General features: G+C 67.0%; 18 protein-coding genes. 6 read left to right on the top strand and 12 right to left on the bottom strand.

The window, feature by feature from the left end; genetic code table 11:
- Positions 1-70: 70 nt before the first annotated feature.
- Positions 71-514: a VOC family protein gene (locus tag PXJ20_RS28890; RefSeq protein ID WP_421032115.1), complete on the bottom strand. Its 444-nt coding sequence runs from the start codon at positions 512-514 to the stop codon at positions 71-73.
- Between the two features lie 116 nt (positions 515-630).
- Between PXJ20_RS28890 and PXJ20_RS28895 the strand changes: the two genes are divergently transcribed.
- A complete protein-coding gene (locus PXJ20_RS28895; RefSeq protein ID WP_421032116.1) occupies positions 631-1626 on the top strand; it encodes a LysR family transcriptional regulator in 996 nt (331 codons plus the stop codon).
- 28 nt (positions 1627-1654) lie between these two features.
- Here PXJ20_RS28895 and PXJ20_RS28900 read toward each other — a convergent pair whose 3' ends face one another.
- Entirely contained in the window at positions 1655-2665 is a 1011-nt protein-coding gene (locus PXJ20_RS28900; RefSeq protein WP_421032117.1) for a DUF2891 domain-containing protein, read from the bottom strand.
- Between the two features lie 283 nt (positions 2666-2948).
- Positions 2949-3728, bottom strand: coding sequence for a TetR/AcrR family transcriptional regulator (locus PXJ20_RS28905; protein WP_421032118.1), 780 nt, complete (start codon positions 3726-3728; stop codon positions 2949-2951).
- Between the two features lie 245 nt (positions 3729-3973).
- Here PXJ20_RS28905 and PXJ20_RS28910 point away from each other — a divergent pair, with 245 nt between their 5' ends.
- The 4 genes from PXJ20_RS28910 (at position 3974) to PXJ20_RS28925 (ending at position 9793) form a co-directional block, all read left to right on the top strand.
- Positions 3974-5155: an isovaleryl-CoA dehydrogenase gene (locus tag PXJ20_RS28910; RefSeq protein WP_017775460.1), complete on the top strand. Its 1182-nt coding sequence runs from the start codon at positions 3974-3976 to the stop codon at positions 5153-5155.
- Positions 5156-5208: 53 nt separating this feature from the next.
- On the top strand, positions 5209-6816 hold the full coding sequence (locus tag PXJ20_RS28915) for a carboxyl transferase domain-containing protein (protein ID WP_421032119.1): 1608 nt from the start codon (positions 5209-5211) through the stop codon (positions 6814-6816).
- Between the two features lie 37 nt (positions 6817-6853).
- Positions 6854-7642: an enoyl-CoA hydratase/isomerase family protein gene (locus tag PXJ20_RS28920; RefSeq protein ID WP_413215068.1), complete on the top strand. Its 789-nt coding sequence runs from the start codon at positions 6854-6856 to the stop codon at positions 7640-7642.
- A 126-nt stretch (positions 7643-7768) separates the two neighbouring features.
- Positions 7769-9793: an acetyl/propionyl/methylcrotonyl-CoA carboxylase subunit alpha gene (locus tag PXJ20_RS28925; RefSeq protein ID WP_421032120.1), complete on the top strand. Its 2025-nt coding sequence runs from the start codon at positions 7769-7771 to the stop codon at positions 9791-9793.
- A 103-nt stretch (positions 9794-9896) separates the two neighbouring features.
- Here PXJ20_RS28925 and PXJ20_RS28930 read toward each other — a convergent pair whose 3' ends face one another.
- The 5 genes from PXJ20_RS28930 to PXJ20_RS28950 form a co-directional block, all read right to left on the bottom strand.
- The gene (locus tag PXJ20_RS28930; protein WP_421032121.1) at positions 9897-10688 is read right to left on the bottom strand and encodes a phosphate/phosphite/phosphonate ABC transporter substrate-binding protein; all 792 of its coding nucleotides are present in this window, start codon (positions 10686-10688) and stop codon (positions 9897-9899) included.
- A gap of 18 nt (positions 10689-10706) precedes the next feature.
- Positions 10707-11792: a fatty acid desaturase gene (locus PXJ20_RS28935; RefSeq protein WP_413215066.1), complete on the bottom strand. Its 1086-nt coding sequence runs from the start codon at positions 11790-11792 to the stop codon at positions 10707-10709.
- A gap of 305 nt (positions 11793-12097) precedes the next feature.
- Complete coding sequence (locus PXJ20_RS28940; RefSeq protein ID WP_421032122.1) at positions 12098-13282, bottom strand: PAS domain-containing sensor histidine kinase; 1185 nt, start codon at positions 13280-13282, stop codon at positions 12098-12100.
- 122 nt (positions 13283-13404) lie between these two features.
- Complete coding sequence (locus PXJ20_RS28945) at positions 13405-14304, bottom strand: DMT family transporter (protein ID WP_421032123.1); 900 nt, start codon at positions 14302-14304, stop codon at positions 13405-13407.
- Between the two features lie 246 nt (positions 14305-14550).
- Entirely contained in the window at positions 14551-15996 is a 1446-nt protein-coding gene (locus PXJ20_RS28950) for an NAD-dependent succinate-semialdehyde dehydrogenase (RefSeq protein WP_017775468.1), read from the bottom strand.
- 252 nt (positions 15997-16248) lie between these two features.
- On the opposite strand from PXJ20_RS28950, the gene PXJ20_RS28955 reads away from it, so the two are divergent.
- Positions 16249-17562, top strand: coding sequence for an Nramp family divalent metal transporter (locus tag PXJ20_RS28955; RefSeq protein ID WP_421032124.1), 1314 nt, complete (start codon positions 16249-16251; stop codon positions 17560-17562).
- 171 nt (positions 17563-17733) lie between these two features.
- On the opposite strand, the gene PXJ20_RS28960 is transcribed toward PXJ20_RS28955, so the two are convergent.
- From PXJ20_RS28960 to PXJ20_RS28975, 4 genes are all read right to left on the bottom strand, one after another.
- Positions 17734-19455 carry a lactate permease LctP family transporter gene (locus tag PXJ20_RS28960; RefSeq protein ID WP_421032125.1) on the bottom strand — a complete coding sequence of 574 codons (1722 nt, stop codon included), beginning with the start codon at positions 19453-19455 and terminating at the stop codon, positions 17734-17736.
- A gap of 155 nt (positions 19456-19610) precedes the next feature.
- A complete protein-coding gene (locus PXJ20_RS28965) occupies positions 19611-21065 on the bottom strand; it encodes a LutB/LldF family L-lactate oxidation iron-sulfur protein (RefSeq protein WP_199544985.1) in 1455 nt (484 codons plus the stop codon).
- Positions 21062-21826 carry a LutC/YkgG family protein gene (locus PXJ20_RS28970; RefSeq protein WP_421032126.1) on the bottom strand — a complete coding sequence of 255 codons (765 nt, stop codon included), beginning with the start codon at positions 21824-21826 and terminating at the stop codon, positions 21062-21064. The genes PXJ20_RS28965 and PXJ20_RS28970 overlap by 4 nt, the downstream gene beginning before the upstream one ends.
- Positions 21823-22602: a (Fe-S)-binding protein gene (locus tag PXJ20_RS28975; RefSeq protein ID WP_421032127.1), complete on the bottom strand. Its 780-nt coding sequence runs from the start codon at positions 22600-22602 to the stop codon at positions 21823-21825. Before PXJ20_RS28975 ends, PXJ20_RS28970 begins: the two co-directional genes overlap by 4 nt.

Genomic DNA, 22602 nt, shown 5'->3' on the forward strand with positions numbered 1-22602 from the left:
GAAAGCTTCCGCGCTGCGCCCCGTCGCGTGATGAGACGCGGGCGCAGCGCGCTTCACGTCTACCTCGCCTCTACTTCGCGAACAGCGACGCCCTATTCGCAAACGCCTTGATTTCCAGTGCGTTGCCCGACGGATCGAGAAAGAACATGGTCGCCTGTTCGCCCACTTCGCCCTTGAAGCGGATATGCGGCTCGATGATGAAGTCGATGCCCGCCGCCGTCAGCTTTGCCGAAATCTGTTCCCACTCCGGCATGGAAAGCACGACGCCGAAATGGCGGACGGGCACGGCATCGCCGTCCACGGCGCTCGTCTTGCGGTGCCCGACTTCCTCGGGCGCGAGGTGCGCAACGATCTGGTGGCCGTAGAAATTGAAGTCCACCCAGGCGTCCGCGCTGCGTCCTTCGGGGCAGCCCAGCAGCGCGCCGTAGAACTCGCGCGCGGCGGCGATGCTGTGAACAGGGAAGGCGAGGTGGAACGGCGGAATGGAGGTGGATGCGGCGGCAGTCTGGCTCATGGCGATGGGCGGCTGTGCGATGTGACCGGTTAGAAAACGCCCAGTCTACTCATGACGGAAATTGGCGAGAAACGATATATTTTCGTGCTCAGCACAAAATTTATCGATGAATCACCATGCTTCGCGAACTCAAGACTTTTCTCGCCGTGGCCGAGCACGGCACGTTTTCTGCAGCCGGCGCGCGTATCGGGCTCACGCAGTCCGCGGTGAGTGCGCAGATGCAGCGGCTCGAAGAGGAACTCGGCGTCGCGCTGTTCGACCGCACGGGGCGCTCGGCGCGGCTCTCGCCCGCAGGTCGCGAGACGCTCGCGCTAGCCGGCGAATTGATGGCGCTCTACGCGCGGCTCGGCAAGCGTGGGGCGGCCGCGCAGAAGACCGGCGTGCTGCGCGTGGGCGCAATCGCTTCGGCGCAGACGTCGTTTCTCGTCGGCGCCATTCATGCCTTTTGCGGCCAGTGGCCGGGCTGGCGCATTCGCGTGGTGCCGGGCGTGTCGCTGAATCTGCTCGGGCAGGTGGACGCGGGCGAGGTCGACGCCGGCGTCATCATTCGCCCGCCGTTTGCGCTGCCTTCCGAACTCGAGTGGCGCACGCTCGCGGTCGAACCGTTCGTGCTGCTCGTGCCCGATGCGCTTGCCGTCACGGACTGGCGCACCATGCTCAAGACGGCGCCGTTCGTGCGTTACGACCGCAGTTCGTTCGGCGGGCGCGTGGTGGACCGCTTTCTGCGCCGTACGCGGATCACGGTTCGCGACGTGGTGGAACTCGATGAACTCGACGCCATCGTGCAGTTGGTGGCGCATGGCGTGGGTTGCGCGCTGGTACCGAAGACGTTGGGGCTCACGGCATGGCCGCCGGGCGTGACGGCCCTCGATGTTGGCGACCCGTCGTTCTGCCGTGAGATCGGCTTGGTAGAGCGGGCGCCGCACAGCCGCAGCGAGGCCGCGCATGCATTTGCCGATGCGGTGAGCCTTGCGGCACAGTCGTGGCCGGCGCGGGCGGCGAGACTGGAGAAGCCGGGCAGGGCGAAGAAGACGACGCAGCCGCTGCCACGTGGGGTGAAGCCCCAACCCGCAGCCACACCGCGCGCCGCAAAGGCGCGGGGAGCACGCTAATCCCGCGCGCCCGCGGCGGACCTTTCTCTTACGCTTCGAGCGCCAGCGTCGCAAACGTGGCGAGCCAGTGCTCGCCCATGTAGTCGCCGGCCACGTGATCCAGTGCGGTCGCCAGATGCGTTTGTGCGGCGTCGAGCAGCACCGGCACGCGCGGGTCGGCGCTCGGCAGCACGCGCGCGAGCGACCGTTGGCACCACGCGCGGCTCAGGTTGAGGCCATCGAGATGCGCAATCTTGCCGTCGCTGCGGTCTGTGACCGTCGCGGGCGTAAAGAGCGTGGCAGGCTTGCGTGCCTCGAGCTCAGGCAGGAAGCGTGTAAGCCACGACTCGAATTCGCGCGGCGTCAGTACGCGGCTCATCAACTCCGCTTCCATCAGCGCGGGCGAGAGGAACTCGTCGCCGGAGGGCTCCCATGCCTGGCATCCCGCGTCGTTCAGATACCAGCGCCTCGCCGTCTCTTCGATCAGCGCGGCCAGCGAATCGCGCGACGTGCGCCGCGCGAAATCCAGCGCCAGCGCGAGCGCGAACGCCGTATTGAAGTGCGTGCCGACGCGCAGCGGATACGTCGCCTTCGGCAGGAATTCCTCGAAGCGTTCGACGAAGGCCTCCGTGAGCGGCGCGAGCGTCTGCGACCAGCGCGGCGCCTGCGGCACCCTCAATTCCGCGGCTTCGGCCGCGAGCGCCAGCAGCCATGCCCAGCCGTAGGGCCGCTCGAAGCCGCGGTTGTGCGGCAGGTCGAGGTAGGCGCGCTCGCCGGCTACTTTTTCCTCGGTGAAATGCTCATCCACCACGGCGACGATCTGCGGGGCTTCGGGCAGCCCCGGAAAGCGGTCGATCAGACGCAGCACGAGCCAATAGCCGTGCACGCACGAATGCCAATCGTAGCTGCCGTAGAAGATGGGATGCAGCGCACGCGGCCCTTGCACGTCCTGCGGACCCGCAAGCGAATGCGTGAGCTTGTTGGGGTACTCGCGCGTGAGGTGCCCGAGCGCGAGCGTGGCGAATTTCGATGCAAGGGCGGAGGTGAGTTGTGCGGACATCGGCGCCTCGTGGGGATTGGGGGATCGTGGGGAGCGGGTACGGGGAAGAGCGGAAGAGCAGCGGCGAATCTTACACGACAGATTATCGATAAATAATCGATAAAGTGAAGCGAGGGGAAACGCGGGTGGCGTGACGAGGCGGCTCGGGTGCTCGTTACCAGGCGCGGTCAGCTTTGCGCCCGGGCTGGCGTGGCTGGCGCCCAGGCACCACAAGCCGCCAGGCGCCGCTACGGCAGACGAGGCACGATCGGCCGCTGGGGCGGCACCCCGTCACCCGCACCGCTCAATCCTCCCGCGCCGCTGCCGCGCCGTCGCCTTGAACGCTTGCGCGTCCGGACTGGGCCGCCCGCGCCGCCTCCAGCCGCTTCGCGGCTTCGCCCACCTCCTGGCTGAACTGCACGAGCGCCGCGACCGCCACGTCGGGCGGCTGCAAGGCGGCCCAGAGCACGTCGATGAGCCGCTCGGCGGTGGTTTCGATATCGATGCGGCGGTTCGCCAGCGTGGCGTCCCACAGCACATGCTCCATCGGCCCGAACACGAGCGAGCGCAACAGCCGCAGCGGCATGTCGGAGCGCACCTGTCCACCTTGCTGGCCGCGCGCGAGCACGCGCATGAGCGGCGCCGTGTAGCGGCGTTGCAGGTCCGTGAGCGCTTCGGACAGATCGTGGTGACGTGTGCGGCCTTCGGAGAGCACCAGCGCGCACAGACCCGTGCCGTTCACGAGCATGAGCCGCAAATGCGTACGCACGATGAACGCAAACTGCTGGCGCACGGTGCCGTCGCGCGGCAGGCCTGTTTCGATGGCGTCGATGATTTCGTCGTACCAGTCGCCGATCACGCGTGCGCACAGCTCCCGCTTGCCGCGAAAGTAGCTGAACACGGTGGCCTCGGAAATGCCGAGCCGCTGCGCGATCTCCGCCGTGGTGGCGCGTTCGTAGCCTTTTTCCGAGAACACGTCGCGCCCGGCCTGAAGAATTTCCTTCACGCGCTGCTGCGACTTGCGTCCGGCAGGCTGCCGGCGCGAAGCGGGCGAGGGCTGGGCGGCTGGGGGGGCGGGCGACATATGAGTAAGGGTCACTTTTAGATGGGCAGTTCAGGCGGATGCGCGCGATTATCTGCGAAGGATAGCCCATGTTACGGGCCTGCAGAGATTGATCAAGAATATGAGTCTGGCTCAGAAATACCTATTGACGTATACGTAAATGTGGCGTGAAATTCGCGTTGACCGGCGCGCTCAACGTGCGCCCCAAGCGCCCCAGGCGTCTTTACGGCGTCTTTGAGCGCCCTCACAAATACCAGGAGACATCGATGACCAACGTGCCCGGCCTGCAATTCCCGCTCGGTGAAGAAATCGAAATGCTGCGCGACAGCCTGGCGAGCTTCGCGGCGAAAGAGATCGCGCCGCGCGCCGCCGAAATCGACCGCACCGACCAGTTCCCGATGGACCTGTGGCGCAAGTTCGGCGACCTGGGCGTGCTGGGCATGACGGTCTCCGAGGAATACGGCGGCGCGAACATGGGCTACACGGCCCACATGGTCGCGATGGAGGAAATCTCGCGCGCGTCGGCGTCCGTTGGGCTTTCGTACGGCGCGCATTCGAACCTTTGCGTGAACCAGATTCACCGCAACGGCACCGAAGCGCAGAAGCGCAAGTACCTGCCGAAGCTGGTGTCGGGCGAGCATGTCGGCGCGCTCGCCATGAGCGAGCCCAACGCGGGCTCGGACGTCGTCAGCATGAAGCTGCGCGCGGACCGCAAGGGCGACCGCTACGTGCTGAACGGCACGAAGATGTGGATCACCAACGGCCCGGATTGCGACACGCTCGTGGTCTACGCGAAGACCGACCCCGAAGCGGGCGCGCGCGGCATGACGGCGTTTATCGTCGAGAAGGGCATGAAGGGCTTTTCGGTGGCGCAGAAGCTCGACAAGCTCGGCATGCGCGGCTCGCACACGGGCGAACTCGTGTTTCAGGACGTGGAAGTGCCCGAAGAGAACATCCTCGGCCAGGTGAACGGCGGCGTGAAAGTGCTGATGAGCGGCCTCGACTACGAGCGCGCCGTGCTGGCCGGCGGCCCCATCGGCATCATGGTCGCGGTGATGGACGCCGTGGTGCCCTACATCCACGACCGCAAGCAGTTCGGCCAGTCCATCGGCGAATTCCAGCTCATCCAGGGCAAGGTGGCCGACCTCTACACCACGCTCCAGGCTTGCCGCGCGTATCTCTACGCCGTGGGTCGTCAACTGGACACACTGGGCCGCGAACATGTGCGTCAGGTACGCAAAGATTGCGCGGGCGTGATTCTCTACACCGCCGAAAAGGCCACGTGGATGGCCGGCGAAGCCATCCAGATTCTGGGCGGCAACGGCTACATCAACGAGTACCCCGTGGGTCGCCTGTGGCGCGACGCGAAGCTCTACGAAATCGGCGCGGGCACGAGCGAGATTCGCCGCATGCTGATTGGCCGCGAGTTGTTCGCGGAAACGATGTAACGCGCTACCGGACAACAGGCACTCAAACAGCAACCCAGCGGAAAACTCACGCGATGCCGATCATCGAAACGAAGCTCAATCCGCGCTCGGACGACTTCCGGGCCAATGCGGCGGCGCTCGAAGCGCTCGTCGCCGACCTGCGCGAGAAGGTGGGCAAGCTTGCGCTCGGCGGCGGCGAGGCGGCGCGCGACAAGCATGTCTCGCGCGGCAAGCTGCTGCCGCGCGACCGGATCGCGCAACTGCTCGATCCGGGCACGCCGTTTCTCGAACTCTCGCAGCTCGCGGCGTACGGCATGTATCACAACGATGCGCCGGGCGCGGGCATCATCACGGGCATTGGCCGCATTGCGGGCCAGGAATGCGTGATCGTCTGCAACGACGCCACCGTGAAAGGCGGCACCTATTACCCGGTCACGGTGAAGAAGCACGTGCGCGCGCAGGAAATCGCCGCGGAAAACCGGCTGCCTTGCGTCTATCTGGTGGACTCGGGCGGCGCGAATCTGCCGAACCAGGACGAAGTGTTTCCCGACCGCGACCACTTCGGCCGCATCTTCTACAACCAGGCGAACCTCTCGGCCGCGGGCATTCCGCAGATCGCCGTGGTGATGGGCTCGTGCACAGCGGGCGGCGCCTACGTGCCGGCGATGAGCGACGAGTCGATCATCGTGAAGAACCAGGGCACGATTTTTCTGGGCGGCCCGCCGCTCGTGAAGGCCGCGACAGGCGAGGAAGTGAGCGCCGAAGACCTGGGCGGCGGCGACGTGCACACGCGCCTCTCGGGCGTGGCCGACCATCTCGCGCAAAACGACGCGCATGCGCTCGCGATTGCGCGCAGCATCGTCGGCAACCTGAATCGCTCGAAGGCGGCCGGGCCCGCCTTGAAGCCACCGGTGCCGCCGCGCTTCGACGCAAATAGCCTCTACGGCGTGATTCCCGCCGACACGCGCAAGCCCTTCGACGTGCGCGAAGTGATTGCGCGCATCGTGGACGACTCCGCCTTCGACGAATTCAAGGCCCGCTACGGCACCACGCTCGTCACGGGCTTCGCGCACATCTGGGGGCACCCGGTGGGCATCGTCGCGAACAACGGCATCCTTTTTTCCGAGTCGGCGCTGAAGGGCGCGCATTTCATCGAGCTGTGCTGCCAGCGCAAGATTCCGCTCGTGTTCCTGCAGAACATCACGGGCTTCATGGTGGGCCGCAAGTACGAGAACGAAGGCATTGCGCGTAACGGCGCCAAGATGGTGACGGCCGTGGCCACGGCGAAGGTGCCGAAGTTCACGGTGATCATCGGCGGCTCGTTCGGCGCGGGCAATTACGGCATGTGCGGACGCGCTTACTCGCCGCGCTTTCTCTGGATGTGGCCCAACGCGCGCATCTCTGTGATGGGCGGCGAGCAGGCCGCGTCGGTGCTCGCCACGGTGAAGCGCGACGGCATCGAGGCGAAGGGCGGCGCCTGGTCCGCGGAAGAGGAAGAAGCGTTCAAGCAGCCCATTCGCGATCAATACGAGCGCCAGGGGCACCCGTACTACGCGAGCGCGCGCCTCTGGGACGACGGCGTGATCGATCCGGCGCAAACGCGCGACGTGCTGGGTCTCGGCCTTGCCGCCGCGATGAACGCGCCCGTGGAAGAGACGCGCTTCGGCGTCTTCCGCATGTGACGACGCATGTGACGACCGATCTGACGGAGAAGCGGCGATGCAATACGAAACTCTCGGCGTAACGTTCGCGGGCCACGTGGCGACGGTCACGCTGAATCGCCCCGACGTACGCAACGCGTTCAACGAGAAGATGATCGCGGAACTCACGGCCGTGTTCGGCCTGCTCGACACGCGCGACGACGTGCGCGCCGTCGTGCTCGCGGCCAACGGCAAGGCGTTCTGCGCGGGCGCGGACCTCAACTGGATGAAGAAGATGGCCGGCTTTTCCGACGAGGAAAACCGTGCCGACGCGCTGCGTCTCGCGCACATGCTGGCGGCCATCTACCGCTGCCGCAAGCCCGTGATCGCGCGCGTGAACGGCGACGCCTACGCGGGCGGCATGGGGCTGATCGCGGCATGCGACATTGTCGTGGCCGTGGAAACGGCGCGCTTCTGTCTCTCCGAAGCGCGGCTCGGGCTCATTCCGGCCACGATCGCGCCGTACGTGATCCGCGCGCTCGGCGAACAGGCTGCGCGGCGCTACTTCACCACGGCCGAGGCGTTCGACTGCGCCACGGCGCTGCGCCTCGGTTTCGTCGGCGAAGCGGTGCCCGAAGACCAGCTTGACGCCACAGTCCAGCAGATTGCCGATTCGCTCGCCACCAACAGCCCGAACGCCGTGCGCGAATGCAAGCGGCTCGTGCAGGACATGGCGGGCCGCATGATCGACGCAACGCTGATCGAAGACACGGCCGCGCGCATCGCACGCATTCGCGCAAGCGAAGAGGGCCGTGAAGGCGTGGCGTCGTTTCTCGAAAAGCGCACGCCGGCGTGGCGCGCGGGGTGAGAACCGCCAGACCTTTCATGGCGCAGCGAAATCACTGAACCCATACGGCGCGGGCGCCACGCGGACCCCACGTCGAAACCTCACAACAACACCAGGCAGCACGATCCTGCTCCAGCGAGACAGCTCATGTTCAACAAGATCCTGATAGCGAACCGCGGCGAGATTGCCTGCCGCGTCGCCGCCACGTGCAGGCGGCTCGGCATCGCCACCGTCGCCGTGTATTCGGATGCCGATGCCGGCGCAAAACACGTGGCCGCCTGCGACGAGGCGGTGCATATCGGCGGGTCGGCTGCGGCCGAAAGCTATCTGCGCATCGAACGCATCATCGAGGCCGCGCGCGCCACGGGCGCCGAGGCGATTCATCCGGGCTACGGCTTTCTCTCCGAGAACGAGGACTTCGCGAGCGCCTGCGAGCGGGCCGGCATCGTCTTCATCGGGCCGCCGGTAGAGGCTATTGCCGCGATGGGATCGAAGGCGGCGGCCAAGGCGCTCATGCATGCGGCGGACGTGCCGCTCGTGCCGGGCTATCACGGCGATGACCAGGACGCGGCGCTGCTGCAGCGCGAAGCGGACCAGATCGGCTACCCCGTGCTGCTGAAGGCCAGCGCGGGCGGCGGCGGCAAGGGCATGCGCGTGGTCGAGCGGCACGAGGACTTCGCGGCGGCGCTCGCCTCGTGCAAGCGTGAGGCGGCGGCCAGTTTCGGCAACGACCGCGTGCTGATCGAAAAGTATCTGACGCGTCCGCGTCACGTCGAAGTGCAGGTCTTCGCAGACCGCCACGGCCACACCGTCTACCTGTTCGACCGCGACTGCTCGGTGCAGCGGCGCCATCAGAAAGTGCTCGAAGAAGCGCCCGCGCCGGGGCTTGCCGCCGACGTGCGCCGTGCCATGGGCGAAGCGGCGGTGGCCGCGGCGCGCGCGGTGGGCTACGTGGGCGCGGGCACGGTCGAGTTCATCATGACCGGCAGCGGCGCGTTCTATTTCATGGAAATGAACACGCGCCTTCAGGTGGAGCATCCCGTCACGGAAATGGTGACGGGCCTCGATCTCGTGGAGTGGCAACTGCGCGTGGCGGCCGGCGAGCCGCTGCCGCTGCGCCAGGACGCACTGACGTGCACGGGCCACGCCATCGAGGCGCGCATCTACGCCGAGCATCCGGCGCGCGGCTTTCTGCCGTCCACGGGCACGCTCAAGCATCTGCGCATGCCGCAGGGCGCGGCGTTTGCGCTGGGTACGGCGGGCGAGCGCGCGGCGGTGCGCATCGACAGCGGCATTCGCGAAGGCGACACCATCACGCCGTTCTACGACCCGATGATCGCAAAGCTGATCGTCTACGGCGCCACGCGCGACGAGGCCCTGGCGCGTATGAAACGCGCGCTCGAAGCGTGCGAGGTGGTGGGGCCGCATACCAACGTCGAGTTCCTGCAGCGCCTCGTCACGAGCCATCCGTTCATGACGGGCGAACTCGATACGGGCCTGATCGAACGCCATGCCGATTCGCTGTTCGGTGTGCACGAGAAGCCCGTGCGCGAGGCACTGGCGCTGGCCTGCGCGGCGTTGCTCTCGCGCGAAGGCGGCACGCCGCAGGGCGGCTCGCCGTGGGACGCGCTTTCGCACTGGCGGGTCAACGGCGCTTACACGCAAAAGCTCGCGTGGCGCGATCCCGAATCGGAGGCGGCGTTCGACGTCGTCTTCTCGCGCGACGGCGACACGCAGACGCTGCATGACGGAGGCAAGAGCGAGCCGTACCGCTGGTGGCGCGGCGAGGGCGCGCACGAGTACGGCGTGACCATCGGCGACGGCGTGGCCGAAAGCCGTGCGACAGGCCGCGTTTTCGCCGACGGCGACGTCTTCCACGTGTTCTGTAACGGCGCGGCGCTCGCGTTCGAGTGGCAGAACCTGCTCGCGCACGCGGCGGACGCCGAGCACGGCGAGGGGCGCCTGACCGCGCCCATGCCGGGCAAGGTGATCGCGGTGCTCGTGGAGCCCGGCGCGATAGTGGAGAAGGGCGCGCCGCTCATCGTGATGGAAGCGATGAAGATGGAGCACACCATCGGCGCGCCGGCTGCCGGCAAGGTTACCGAAGTGCTCTACGGTGTGGGCGATCAGGTGGCCGACGGAGCGCAGTTGCTGGTGATGGAAGCGCAGTGAACCGGACGCGGTACCGGCGGCCCGGCGCGTTTGCGTCGGGCGGGCTTTCGTTCCAGCCGGTCGCGACGCATCCGCATTGCGTTGCTTCGGAACCCCTTTCGCGTCACGCGAGGTGCGGATAGCCGGCTGCTTCGGCCTCTCGCGCAAGCGTCACGATGCGATCGTAGGCATTGGCGGCCGGCACCGAAAAGCCCTTTAGACGCAGGAGCCGCGCGCGGTTGGGGTCGGCTTGCAGGGCGATGTCCAGCGCACCGCGCAGACGCTCGAGCAACGCCGCAGGCGCCGTGCGCGCGGCCACGAGCGGTAGCCCCGGTGCGGGCGCGGTCCAGCCGATGCTGCGCACCGTCGCGGCGAGTGCCGGCAGGCTGTCCTGCACGAAGGCGAAGGTCACGCAGTCGATGGCCGCCACGTCCGCGCGGCGTTCCCCCAATGCCTGCAACGAGCCGAGGTGCGATCCCGTTTCCAGCACTTTGCGGAAGAAGCGGCCGCCGCGCGCCAGCGGCGCAACGGCGTGCCGGAACAGGTTCATGCCGCTGTTCGAATCGTCCTGATTGAACGCGGCGCGCGCACCGCGGCACGCTTCGAGCGACCGGTACGGCGCGTCAGCGCGCACCACGAGCAGGCTGCGGTAGTGGAGGCCGTCGCAGCCCGGTGCGTCGAAGTGCGGCGTCGCGACCACCTGCACGGTATCTGCAAGCGAATGCATGAGCGGATAGCCGCATGTCTGCGAGAGCAACAGGCGGTCGTCGCGCCAGAGTGCGTAGAGGTCATCGTCGCGCGCTTCGATGCGTGCGCCCGGCGCTGCCACGCGCAGCGTATCGGCGAGCAGCGCGCGCCAGTGCGAGGCCAGCGCGGGCGTGACGTTGTACATCGGCAGCGATGCAATCCAGTTCATGCGGGCGATTCTGGCACATCAGCCTGCGAGCCGCGCCGGGGTGTCGTTGGCCGCCGGCGCCGGGCCATGGACGGATGGCGCCGGTAGGCGTTCGTGTAAAAGCGCAGGCGCAGGCGGCGCGCCGAACGAGAGCGTCTGCGTTTGTGCGGGATCTGGGAACGGACGTACCCCAGGATGCACCGCATGCGCCACGGGCGTCCACGCGTGATGCCGGAACCATTCGCCGTAGCCCTTCACGAGAAAGCCGCCGTTGCGCGCGAGGTAGTCGTCGCGACGGTCGAGATACACGGCGCGTAGCGCGAACCACGGCACGAACGGCAGGGCGTGATGCACGGCGTGATAGTTGTTGTTGAGAAACAGGAGGCGCCAGAACAGCCCCGCTTCGTTGATGGCCGAGCGCTGTTCATGCGCGTGATGCGGCCGATGCTCGCGAAAGGCCCGCACGGCGGCCAGCGCAAGCGACCCGTAGCCGATCACGAAAACGAAGAGCCACGGCGGAATCGCGCACCGGCGATCGAGCCAGCTCGCGAGCATGGCGAGCGCCGCGCCGTGGGCGAGCCACGCCGGCACGTCGCGATAATCGCCGCGCGCGATCTTGCGAACGGCACTCGCCGCCGTCGCGGCGATCGACCAGGCCGGCCCCGTCAGCACGCGACCGGCCAGGGTATTCCTCGCCATCAACAGCGCGCGAACCAGCGGCGACGCCCGACGCCAGGTGTTAGCCGTCACGAACCAGCTTTCGGGGTCCGCGCCGGGATGCGTGAGATGCGGATCGTCGTGATGCTGCAAATGCGAGTCGCGATAGATCGCATAGGGAAACCACACGGCGAGCGGCGCGAACCCGATGATCGCGTTGACACGGCGCCAGCGTGTGGGGTGGCCGTGCAGCAACTCGTGCTGCAGCGACGAATACCCCGCACCGAACACAATGAGCAGCACGGTTGCGAGCGGCAGGCCGAGCGCGGCGGCGTGTAGTGCTGTGCCGAACCATCCGCCGTAAATGACGACGATGGCGAGCCACGTCGGCCAGCGCGTGCGCCAGGTCCAGCTGCGGGCAAGGCGCGCGAGCGCGTCGCGCTGATCGGTGTCCAGATAGTTCGCCATGCCGCCGATCCTACGGACCGCACGGCGCACGCGGAACCAATTCGTTGCGCAAAGCTTTTGCGCGAGTGAAGAAAAAGCAAATGACGGGAGACGTGAAAAGCCGGGAAAGCAGACCGGAAAACGCAGTTGGAACGTGGTTAAAGCGCGCGCGGCTAAAGCCTGGTTGCGGCCTGGTTGCGGCCTGGTTACAGCCGGGTCATAGCTTGGTTAGAGGCCGGTTAAAGCGGCGTTAAAGCGACGTTAAAGTGACGTTAAAGCGCAATCGAGAACAGCGACCCGGCGCGAGGCGAATGAAAGCCTCGCTGTCATTCGTCCTGTGCCGACCCCACCGCGGCAAGCGGCAGACTCACGGCGAGCCGGAAACCGTTGCCCGGCGAGGTATCCACGAAGACGTCGCCGTCCAGCAGCCGCGCGCGCTCGCGCACGCCGAGCAGGCCAAACGAGCGTTCCTTGCGTTGGGCATCGGGTGCCATGCCGACGCCGTCGTCGGCGATCCGCAAACTGCATTCGTTCCCGGACGCAACCAGTTCCACGTGCGCATGCTTCGCGTGAGCGTGGCGTGCCACGTTCGTGAGCGCCTCCTGGGTCATGCGGAAGATTGCGGTGGCGGCAACTTCGCTGAACGCGACATCGTCGGCGTCGAAGTGCAAGGTGGCCTGCACGCCGTAGCGGCGCGTGAAGTTCTCCGCCATCCATTCGAGCGCGGCCTGCAAGCCGAGGTCGTCGAGTATGGGCGGACGCAGGTCGGACGCGATGCGCCGCAGCGCGGCGGCCATGCCGTCCATCTCGCCTGCGAGGTCGGCCAATGCGGCGCGCGTCTGCCGCGCCGGCTCGTCGTCGCCCAGTTGGCCTTCCAGCAGCGCGATGCTCATTTTCATGGCCGTGACGCGCTGGCCCAGGTCGTCGTGCAATTCGCGTGCAATGCGCGTCTGCTCGCTTTCCCGCACCTGGTCGATGCGGGCCGAGATGAGCCGCGCGTGTTCGAGTTCTTCGAGCCGCCTGCGCTCGGTCATGTCGCGCGTCACCTTCGCGAAGCCGAGCAGGTCGCCCGACGCGTTGCGCACAGCCGTGATGAGCACGTTGGCCCAGAAGCGCGAGCCGTCGCGGCGCACGCGCCAGCCTTCGTCTTCGACGCTGCCTTCGGTTGCCGCCGTGCGTAGTTCACGCTCGCACTTGCCGGCGGCAACGTCCTCTTCGGGATAGAACACGGAGAAGTGGCGGCCGACGATCTCGTCGGCGCGATAGCCCTTGATGCGCTGGGCGCCCGCGTTCCAGGTGGCAACCGTGCCGTCGGGAGCGAGCAGGAAGATGGCGTACTCGCGCACCGTCTCGACGAGGATGCGGTAACGCTCGTCGACGGGAACCCTGGCCGCCGTGGCAACCGGGTCGTTCGACTCAGACGCTTTGTTGGTGGGGCTCAAATGCGTCACCTCGCAAAAAGCGTTGTTGCACGGGCCTGCGAGCGCGACTCGCGTGGCTGCGCGGGTCATAAAAAGCGTTATATCAATTCCCTTCGCGCTATTCCAGTAGACAAATCGAGCAGAACCCATGCCTGAGGGAAGAAGCCTTTACCCTCGGGCATGTGTCCATTCGCCTTGCATGTGTTCGCGCGTCAGAACTGCGGTCCTTCGGGCGGCCGCCTGCGAATCGCCACGGCAATCGAGCTGCCCACGATCAACGCGATGCCGGCGAGCGACACCACACCAATTGCCTCGCCCCATGCCACGTAGCCGAAGAGCGCGGCCCACGCCACGCTCGTGTAGTTGTAGGGGGCGAGCACGCTCGCATCGGCCTCACGGAACGCCACGGTCATCAGGTACTGGGCGACGGTGGCGAACGCACCGAGCAGCGCCATGACGGCGAGGCCATCCAGCGTGGGCGTACGCCACGAGAACGGCAGCGACGCGCCCATCACCACGGTGCCCACCGATGTGAAAAAGAGCACCGTGAGGGCGGAATCGTCGCGTGCGTGAATGCGCTTGATCTGGATGATCGAGAGCGCGCCGCACAGCGCACTGCACAGCAGCAGCACCGGGCCGAGCCAGCTCGACTGGCCGCCACCGGGCCGCACCACGAGCAGCACGCCCGCAAAGCCGACGAGGGCGGCGAGGGCGTCGCGCGCCGTCAGCGGTTCTTTGAGGAGAAACGGGGCAAGCACGATGACGAGCAGCGTTTCCGAGTACGCAATGGAGACCGCTTCCCCAAGTGGCAGATACGGCAGGCCCGCGAAGAACAGCGCTGACGCGCCGAGCAGGGTGATGGCGCGGATGGTCTGCCCGCGCACGTCCATGCTTCTGAGCCGCACGGAGAGCGGCGTGCCGCGCATGCAGAGCGCGAGTGCCGGAACGAGGCCGAACAGCATCCGGAAGAACGTCACCTCGTTGGCCGGGTAGGCAAGCGCCACGAACTTGCCGAGCGCATCGACCACGGCGAAGCAGAACATGGACGCCAGCACGAGCGCGATGCTGCGCAGTGGGACGGTACGCGCGGATGCGGTGGCGATGGGCGGCATAGGCAGACGGAGTGGGCGGGCGGCAGTGGAGGGCAGGTTCGATCTTATCGCTTGCCGACCGTGCGCTGCGGCTCGCGATTGCGCGCCTCGTCGAGGCAAACGTGCAACGGGGAAAGAACGGGAGGACAAAAGAAAAGCGCCGCGGTTTTTATTCGCGGCGCGCGGTGTTCGTGACATGCGATGACATGGCCGCCCCGAAGTGGAGCGGCGTGTCATCGCGTATTCACATCGGCAAAGCCGCAGGCGTCAGACTGCAGCCACCGTCACCGACTTCGTCACGAGATACGGCTCCAACGCTTCCGGGCCGCCTTCCGAACCATAGCCCGAGTCCTTCACGCCGCCGAACGGCATCTCCGGCCACGGCGTGGCGGGCTGGTTGATCCACAGCATGCCCACTTCGAGCCGCTGCGTGAGCAGATGCACGTTGCGGAACGAGCGCGTGAACGCGTAGCCCGCGAGGCCGTACGGCAGGCGGTTCGCTTCGGCGATGGCCTCTTCGAGCGAATCCACGCCACGAATCGCCGCGATGGGGCCGAACGGTTCGTTGTTGAAGACGTCGGCCGTGAGCGGCACGTCGGTCAGCACCGTGGGCGCGAAGAAGTTGCCGTCGCCCGCAAGACGCTCGCCGCCCGTCGCAACGGTGGCGCCTGTCGCGCGTGCGTCTTCCACGACCTTCGCCATCGCCGTGAGGCGGCGCGCGTTCGCGAGCGGCCCGAGTTGCGTGCCGTCGGCGAGGCCGTCGCCCACTTTCAGGCTTTCCGCATGCTTGACGAGCGCCCGCGCGAATTCTTCACGCACGCTGTTGTGCACGAGAAAGCGCGTGGGCGAAATGCAGACCTGGCCCGCGTTGCGGAACTTCGCGCCGCCCGCTGCCTTGACTGCCAGTTCGATGTCCGCGTCTTCCGCGACGATGACGGGCGCGTGACCGCCCAGTTCCATCGTGGCGCGCTTCATGTGCTGGCCCGCGAGCGCGGCGAGCTGCTTGCCCACGGGCGTGGAGCCCGTGAAGGTCACTTTGCGGATCACCGGATGCGGAATCAGATAAGCGGAGATTTCAGCGGGGCTGCCGAACACGAGGCCCACCACGCCGGCGGGCACGCCCGCATCGACGAACGCGCGCAGCAGTTGGGCGGGCGACGCCGGGGTTTCTTCGGGCGCCTTCACGAGGAACGAGCAACCGGTGGCGAGCGCGGCGCACAGCTTGCGCACGACCTGATTGACCGGGAAATTCCACGGCGTGAACGCGGCGACCGGGCCGACCGGCTCCTTCACGACCATCTGCTGCACCGAAAGATTGCGCGGCGGCACGATGCGGCCGTAGGCGCGGCGGCCTTCGTCCGCGAACCATTCGATGATGTCCGCCGCGGACATCACTTCGATACGCGCCTCGACAACCGGCTTGCCCTGCTCCTGGGTCATGAGGCGCGCGATGGTGTCGGCGCGTTCGCGCACGAGCGCGGCTGCCTTGCGCATGGTCGCCGCGCGCTCGTGGGCGGGCACGTTGCGCCACACTTCGAAGCCGCGTTGCGCGGCCGCGAGCGCACGATCCAGATCCGCAATGCCGGCGTGGGCCACCGTGCCGATGACCTTGCCCGTTGCCGGATTCACCACGTCGATCGTCTTGCCGCTTTCGGCGTCGCACCACTCGCCGTTGATCAGTAGTTGCGTATCCGCGTAGCCTGAAACCGCCATACCGTATCTCCCGTTCTTCGTTCAGATAAACCGCCCGGCGCGCCGGGACCTGCAGAGCGCCTGCTTGCCGGGGTGTTCGGGACACCGGGCCGGCAGCCGGCGGGCAAACACGCACTTTCGCATAAATCCGGAGTTTCGGCAGGAAGGGCGAAAGGGCCACAAGGCGCCTACCCAGGCTCGCTGTCCCGACCCTGCGTACAATGTGGCCGCACTTCCACGGCTACGGCCATCGACTCCCACGTCCCACCACGCATGCGGCTTCCGACCATCCCCACGGCCCCGTTCTGTCCTTCCGAAGTGAAGGGCAGCATCGTCATCGACGCGGGCGTTTCCCGCTGGACCAAGCTCCGCCGCTTCGCCGGCCCGGGGTTTCTGGTCGCGATCGGCTACATGGACCCCGGCAACTGGGCGACGGATATCGAAGCGGGCTCGAAATTCGGCTACGCGTTGCTGTGGGTCGTCGCGATGTCGAGTCTCGCCGCCATCTTCTTGCAGATGCTCGCCGCGCGCCTGGGTCTCGCCTCGGGCATGGACCTGGCTCAGGCCAGCTACACCCGCTATGGCCCGTTCGGCAAAGTCCTGCAATGGATCACGGCGGAAATTTCGATCATCGCGTGCGACATCGCGGAAGTGCTCGGCTGCGCGCTGGCCTTCAAGCTGCTGCTGGGCGTGCCCGTCGCGTGGGGCATCGTGCTGACCGCGCTCGATACGATGATCGTGCTCGGCTTGCAGGGCAAAGGCTTCCGGCAGGTGGAAGCCATCGTGCTCGCATTGATCGGCACCATGATGTTCTGCTTCGTCGCCCAACTCGCCATGGTGCCGCCGGACTGGCACGCGGTCGCGCGCGGCCTCGTTCCGGGCGCGCCCGCGCACGACAGGAAAGACGCCATCGTGCTCGCGCTCGGCATCGTGGGCGCCACGATCATGCCGCACAACCTTTATCTGCATTCGTCGGTGGTGCAGACGCGGCGCGTGGTGGGCGGCGTGCGCGGCGACGTGCATGAGACGCTCGCGCTGGTGCGCGTCGATACGTGGGTGTCGCTGCTGGTCGCAATGCTCGTGAACGCGGCCATCCTGATCCTCGCGGGCGCCGCGTTTCATGCCACGGGCCAGACGGGCGTGAGCGACATCGAGCAGGCCTACAAGCTCATTACGCCGATCGTGGGCGGCGGCGCGGCATTGCTGTTCGGCCTCGCGTTGCTTGCCTCGGGTCAGAGTTCGACGCTGACGGGCACCATCGCGGGCCAGGTCATCATGGACGGCTTCATGCACGTGAAGATTCCGTGCTACCAGCGTCGTCTGATCACCCGCGGTCTTGCGCTCGTGCCGGCGCTGATCGGCGTGCTGTGGCTGGGGGACGGGGCGGTCGGACAGTTGCTGGTCTGGAGCCAGGTGCTGCTCAGTCTGCAATTGCCTTTCGCGATGTGGCCGCTCATTCGCTCCGTGAGCGACCGCGCCGTGATGAAGGATCACGCAATCGGTCTGCCCACGCAGATCGCCGCGTGGGTGCTGTTTGCGGTCATTACGGGGACGAACCTGATGCTGATTGCCGGCGTGGCGGGGTAGCGCGGCGACGGGTCCGCTTCAAAGCTTCAAAAGGACGAGGCCCGGTGGCGCGTGGCACCGGGCCTCGTTCGTTTTTCGGTGCTCCGAAGGCCGTGTCTGAGCGGCCGCATCGGAGGCCACCGACTCAAAGACGGCCACCGCCGGTGTCCAGGCAGACACCCGACAAGACCGTCAGTGCGGAATCATCCCCGTCAGCACATAAGCCTGCAGCAGCGTGATGACACCTACGATTGCAGCAAAGAACAGGCTGTGCCGCACGGTGAACCGGAACAGCGACGCTTCCTTGCCGACGAGACCCGTTGCGGCGCAGGCCACCGCGATGGACTGCGGCGAGATCATCTTGCCGCTCACGCCGCCCGACGTATTCGCTGCGACCAGCAGCGTGTTCGATACGTTGATCTGATGGGCGGTCGTGTTCTGCAACGACGCGAAGAGCGCATTCGACGAGGTGTCCGAGCCGGTCAGGAATACGCCGAGCCAGCCGAGGAACGGCGAGAAGAACGGGAACGCGGCGCCCGTTGCGGCGAGGGCGAGGGCGAGCGTCGACGAGATGCCCGAATAGTTCGCGACGAACGCGAAGGCGAGCACGAGGCCGATCGACAGCACCGGCCGGCGCAGTTCGCCCACGGTCGCGAAGAACGTGGCGACGGCGGCGCGCGGCTTCATGCGCAGCAGAACGATGGAGATGAGCGCTGTCAGCAGGATCGCCGTGCCGGTTGCCGAGATCAGGTCGAGCTTGAACACGGCGTCGAAGGGCTTGGCCGACGAGACGATGGGCGCGGTGCGGATCACGAGCTTGTCGAGCGCGGGCACGTGAATGCTCAGGATGGTTCCGGCGAGCGCGCCCTTCGCGGCGAACAGCGCCTTGAACGTCTTCGTGCTCCAGACGGTGACGATCGCGGTCAGCAGCAGGAACGGCGCCCATGCGCGCACGGTCTGCGCGGCCGAGTACGGCGACGCCTTACGCGAGCCGGTGCCGAATGAGGCACCAGCGGACGCACCACCACCGAAGCCAGCACCCAGCGCCGCGGCGCCGCCGCTCACGCCGATGGACGATGCAGCCGCAGCGCCCGCGGGGCGCGGCTGCCACACCTTCAGGAACGAGGCGAGCGCGACGAGACTGACGAGCGACGACGTGATGTCCGGCAACTCGGGCCCGATGTGGTTCGACGTGAAGTACTGCGTGACGGCGAAGCTGCCGCCCGCGACGAGCGCCGCGGGCCACGTTTCCTTGACGCCGCGCTTGCCGTCCATGATGAACACGAGCCAGAACGGCACGAACACCGAGAGCAGCGGCAGTTGACGGCCCGCCATCGCGCCGATCAGGAACGGATCGATGCCCGTCACCTGGCCCGCCACGATGATCGGAATGCCCATCGCGCCGAACGCGACCGGCGCGGTGTTCGCGATCAGGCACAGGCCCGCGGCATACAGCGGCTCGAAGCCGAGGCCGACCAGCAGCGCGGACGTGATGGCGACCGGTGCGCCAAAACCCGCTGCGCCCTCCAGGAATGCGCCGAACGAGAAGCCGATCAGCAGCAGTTGCAGCCTCTGGTCGTCGGTGATCGAGAGCACCGACGCGCGGATGATGTCGAACTGGCCCGTCTTTACGACGATCTTGTAGAGGAACACCGCGGTCACGATGATCCACGCGATGGGCCACAGGCCGTATGCAAAGCCGAAGCCTGCCGATGCGAGCGCCATTTTCACCGGCATGCCGTACTCGAAGATCGCAACGGCGAGCGCGAGCAGCAGCGTGATCGCGGCCGCGACGTGGCCTTTCAGCCGCAGTCCCGTGAGCGCGATGAAGAAGAACAGGATGGGAATCGCCGCAATGGCGGCGGACAGCCACAGGCTGCCTGATGGGGTGTAGCTCTGGGTCCAGGGTTGCACAGGGTCTCCTCCCGAAGGGATGGTTCAGAAATCGTGGGATCGTGGAAATCGTGGATGACGCGCCGCGTTCTCCGGCGGCTCGCGTGAAGCAGGCGGCCCGCGCACGTCCGTCGCGATCGACGGGGTGCGCGAGCCGCACATGGATCAGGTGTCTGCTACTCCGGTTGGCCGCGTTCGCGCAGTAAGTCATGCAGGCTGCGCGGCGCGGGTGTGAGCGGTGTGCGATGGCGAGTCCAGCCCATCTGCTGGGAGGGCGCGAATGCGCGCAGACGCGTCGCCGCCCAGCGCAGCACGCGAAACGCACGCGGATGCGCGAACGCGCCGCTCCAGAAGCGCCATACAAATTCTTCGCCGCGACTGTGACGGGCGCCCTGACCGCGCAGCGGATGCGCCACCGCTTCATCGGGCGCGCGGTTCGACTCGGTGCGCAGGCGCACGAGCAGTTGCGGAATCGGAATGCGCACCGGGCACACCTCGCCGCACGCGCCGCACAGGCTCGACGCGGTCGGCAGATCCGCGGTGGCGTCGAGGCCGAGCAGGTGCGGGGAAATGATTTTTCCGATCGGCCCGGGATAGGTCGTGCCATACGCGTGGCCACCGATGCGCGTATAGACCGGGCAATGGTTCATGCACGCGCCGCAGCGGATGCACTGCAGCGTTGTGCGCAACTCTTCGTCCGCGTAGGCCTGGCTGCGGCCGTTGTCGAGCAGCACGACGTGCACCTCGCGCGGGCCGTCGAGTTCGCCCTCGCGGCGCGGGCTGCTGATGAGGTTGAAGTACGTCGTGATCGGCTGGCCTGTTGCCGAGCGCGTGAGCAGGCTCGACAGCGGCACGATGTGTTCGAGCTTCGCGACCACCTTCTCCATCCCCATGATGGCGATGTGCACGTCAGGCACGGTCGTCGAGAGGCGGCCGTTGCCCTCGTTTTCCACGAGCCACAGCGTGCCGGTGTCGGCGGCCGCGAAGTTCACGCCTGAGAGGCCGATGTCCGCGTCCACGAACGCGCGGCGCAGCGCGCGCCGGCCCGTCTGGATCAAGGCGTCCACGTCTTCCGTGTAGGGCGTGTCCGGAATGTGCTCTTCGAACAGATGCGCGATGTCGCTCTTCGTCTTATGGATGGCCGGCATCACGATGTGCGAGGGCTTTTCGCCCGCCATCTGGACGATGTATTCGCCCATGTCCGACTCGATGCAGTCGATACCGCGTTCGGCGAGGTAATGGTTGAGTTCGATTTCCTCGCTCGCCATCGACTTGCCTTTGACGATGCGCTTCGCCCCGTGCCGCTGCGCGATGGCGTGGACGATGGCGTTGGCGTCGTCCGCGGTCTCGGCCCAGTGCACCTGCACGCCGTTAGCACGCAGCTTTGTTTCGAGCTGTTCCAGCAGTTCGGGCAAGCGCGCAAGTGCGTGCTGGCGTACGGCCTCGCCGAGGTCGCGCAGGTGTTCGAGTTCGTCGGCCTCGGGGAACTGCGCGCGCCGCTTGCTCTGCAAGAAGTCCATCGCGCCGCGAAAGCTCTTGCGCAACTGCGGGTCGTCGAGCGCGGCGCGGGCGCGCGCGCGGAAGTCGGCGCTGGGTACGAAATGCAGCGGGCTTTCGTGGGTGGTGCTCATGCGGCGGCCTCGTCGGTCACGATGACGACCCACAGCGCACGCGGGCCGTGTGCACCGTAGGCGAGGGTCTGCTGGATGTCCGAGGTCTTCGACGGGCCCGAGATCATCACCAGATTGGTCGGCATGCCGTCGCACCAGCGTTCGGCGACCACAGCCGCATGCAGGTCGAGGTGCAGCGTGTTGGCGTGAATCAGCGCGACGTGCAGCGGCGGCACGAGCGACATGGTGCGCGGCGAGCCGGCGTCCGGTTCGACGATCAGTGTGCCCGTGGCCGCGATGCCGGAGCGCACGACGGTGAAGCCCGCGTCGATGGTCTCGAAGAGTTCGTCCTTCCAGGCTTCGATGGGCCGCGCGTACGACTGCGGCGCGACGCTGTCGGGCAGCGCGCGCACGAGTGCGGCGCCCTCAGCGCGGCTCGGGTCGATCAGCACGCGTCGCACGCCCGCCGCCGCGAGCCGGCGCGCGAGTTCGGCGGCCCAGGTGTCGGCGCTCGCCCGGAATACGTCGGCGTGCGAGGCTTCGAGCATCTGCTGGAAACGATCGAGGCGGGCTGGCTGCGAATCGTCAGCATCGTCAGCACCCGGGCGATGGTTTGCGTAATGCGCGTCGATGCGACTATCGATCGAGCCGACGGTCGATGCCGCCGAGGCAGGTGCGCTCGCGCGCAGCCGGTCGAGAATGCGTGCGCGGGCGCGGTTTGATTCGCCGGCCGCATTCGACCGCGCGGACCCGTCGTGCAACGTCGCGGGCGGGCGGCTCATGCTGCGTTCTCCTTGCGTTGCGTGCGGCGCCACAGAAACGACGCGAGATGTTCCACCTTCAACGGCGCGTCTTTATGTGCGGCCGCGTGGCCGATGTTCAGCAGGCAGCCGCAGTCGGCGGACACCAGCCGTTCGCAGCCGGTCGCACATGCGGATGCGAGCTTGTCTGCCACCATCGCGCCGGAAATGTCCGGGTGTTTCAGCGAGAACGTGCCGCCGAAGCCGCAGCATTCGGATTCGCGCTCATGCTCCACGCGCGTCACGCCCGGCAGCGAATCGACCAGTTCGACGCCGTGCTCGCGCGTGCCCATTTCGCGGCGCGCGGCGCACGAGGTGTGCAGGACGACGCGCTCGTCGGCGCCGGCGCCTGCTTCGCTGAAATCGACCTTCAACACGCGCAGCAGGAATTCGCCCAGTTCGTAGACGCGTTCGGAGAGGTCGCGCACGAGCGCCGCCTGCGGGTCGTTCTCGAACAGACGCGGCCAGTGGTGCCGCATCATGCCCGCGCACGAACCCGACGGCACGATGACCGGCCACGGGTTCGCGAACAGTTCCAGTTGCGCGCGCGCGACTTCGCGCGCCTTGTCCGGGTAGCCGCTGCTATACGCGGGCTGTCCGCAGCAGCTCTGGTTGCGCGGGAAGTGAACCGTCACGCCTTCGCGTTCGAGCAGGCGCACTGCGTCGACGCCGGCCTCGGGCACGAACAGATCGACGAGGCAGGTGCCGAACAGATAGACGTCGGCGGGCGGGGTGGCGGGGTAGAGCCGTTCCTTCAT

This window comes from Paraburkholderia sp. A1RI_3L (genome assembly GCF_048957895.1).
Lineage (GTDB): Bacteria > Pseudomonadota > Gammaproteobacteria > Burkholderiales > Burkholderiaceae > Paraburkholderia > Paraburkholderia kururiensis.

Coding starts and splice junctions, on each gene's coding strand:
- PXJ20_RS28955 (WP_421032124.1), top strand. CDS start 16,249: ATGCGGCTTCCGACCATCCCCACGGCCCCGTTCTGTCCTTCCGAAGTG.
- PXJ20_RS28890 (WP_421032115.1), bottom strand. CDS start 514: ATGAGCCAGACTGCCGCCGCATCCACCTCCATTCCGCCGTTCCACCTC.
- PXJ20_RS28920 (WP_413215068.1), top strand. CDS start 6,854: ATGCAATACGAAACTCTCGGCGTAACGTTCGCGGGCCACGTGGCGACG.
- PXJ20_RS28895 (WP_421032116.1), top strand. CDS start 631: ATGCTTCGCGAACTCAAGACTTTTCTCGCCGTGGCCGAGCACGGCACG.
- PXJ20_RS28910 (WP_017775460.1), top strand. CDS start 3,974: ATGACCAACGTGCCCGGCCTGCAATTCCCGCTCGGTGAAGAAATCGAA.
- PXJ20_RS28965 (WP_199544985.1), bottom strand. CDS start 21,065: ATGAGCACCACCCACGAAAGCCCGCTGCATTTCGTACCCAGCGCCGAC.
- PXJ20_RS28935 (WP_413215066.1), bottom strand. CDS start 11,792: ATGGCGAACTATCTGGACACCGATCAGCGCGACGCGCTCGCGCGCCTT.
- PXJ20_RS28940 (WP_421032122.1), bottom strand. CDS start 13,282: ATGACCCGCGCAGCCACGCGAGTCGCGCTCGCAGGCCCGTGCAACAAC.
- PXJ20_RS28930 (WP_421032121.1), bottom strand. CDS start 10,688: ATGAACTGGATTGCATCGCTGCCGATGTACAACGTCACGCCCGCGCTG.
- PXJ20_RS28900 (WP_421032117.1), bottom strand. CDS start 2,665: ATGTCCGCACAACTCACCTCCGCCCTTGCATCGAAATTCGCCACGCTC.
- PXJ20_RS28970 (WP_421032126.1), bottom strand. CDS start 21,826: ATGAGCCGCCCGCCCGCGACGTTGCACGACGGGTCCGCGCGGTCGAAT.
- PXJ20_RS28915 (WP_421032119.1), top strand. CDS start 5,209: ATGCCGATCATCGAAACGAAGCTCAATCCGCGCTCGGACGACTTCCGG.
- PXJ20_RS28905 (WP_421032118.1), bottom strand. CDS start 3,728: ATGTCGCCCGCCCCCCCAGCCGCCCAGCCCTCGCCCGCTTCGCGCCGG.
- PXJ20_RS28945 (WP_421032123.1), bottom strand. CDS start 14,304: ATGCCGCCCATCGCCACCGCATCCGCGCGTACCGTCCCACTGCGCAGC.
- PXJ20_RS28925 (WP_421032120.1), top strand. CDS start 7,769: ATGTTCAACAAGATCCTGATAGCGAACCGCGGCGAGATTGCCTGCCGC.
- PXJ20_RS28975 (WP_421032127.1), bottom strand. CDS start 22,602: ATGAAGGAACGGCTCTACCCCGCCACCCCGCCCGCCGACGTCTATCTG.
- PXJ20_RS28950 (WP_017775468.1), bottom strand. CDS start 15,996: ATGGCGGTTTCAGGCTACGCGGATACGCAACTACTGATCAACGGCGAG.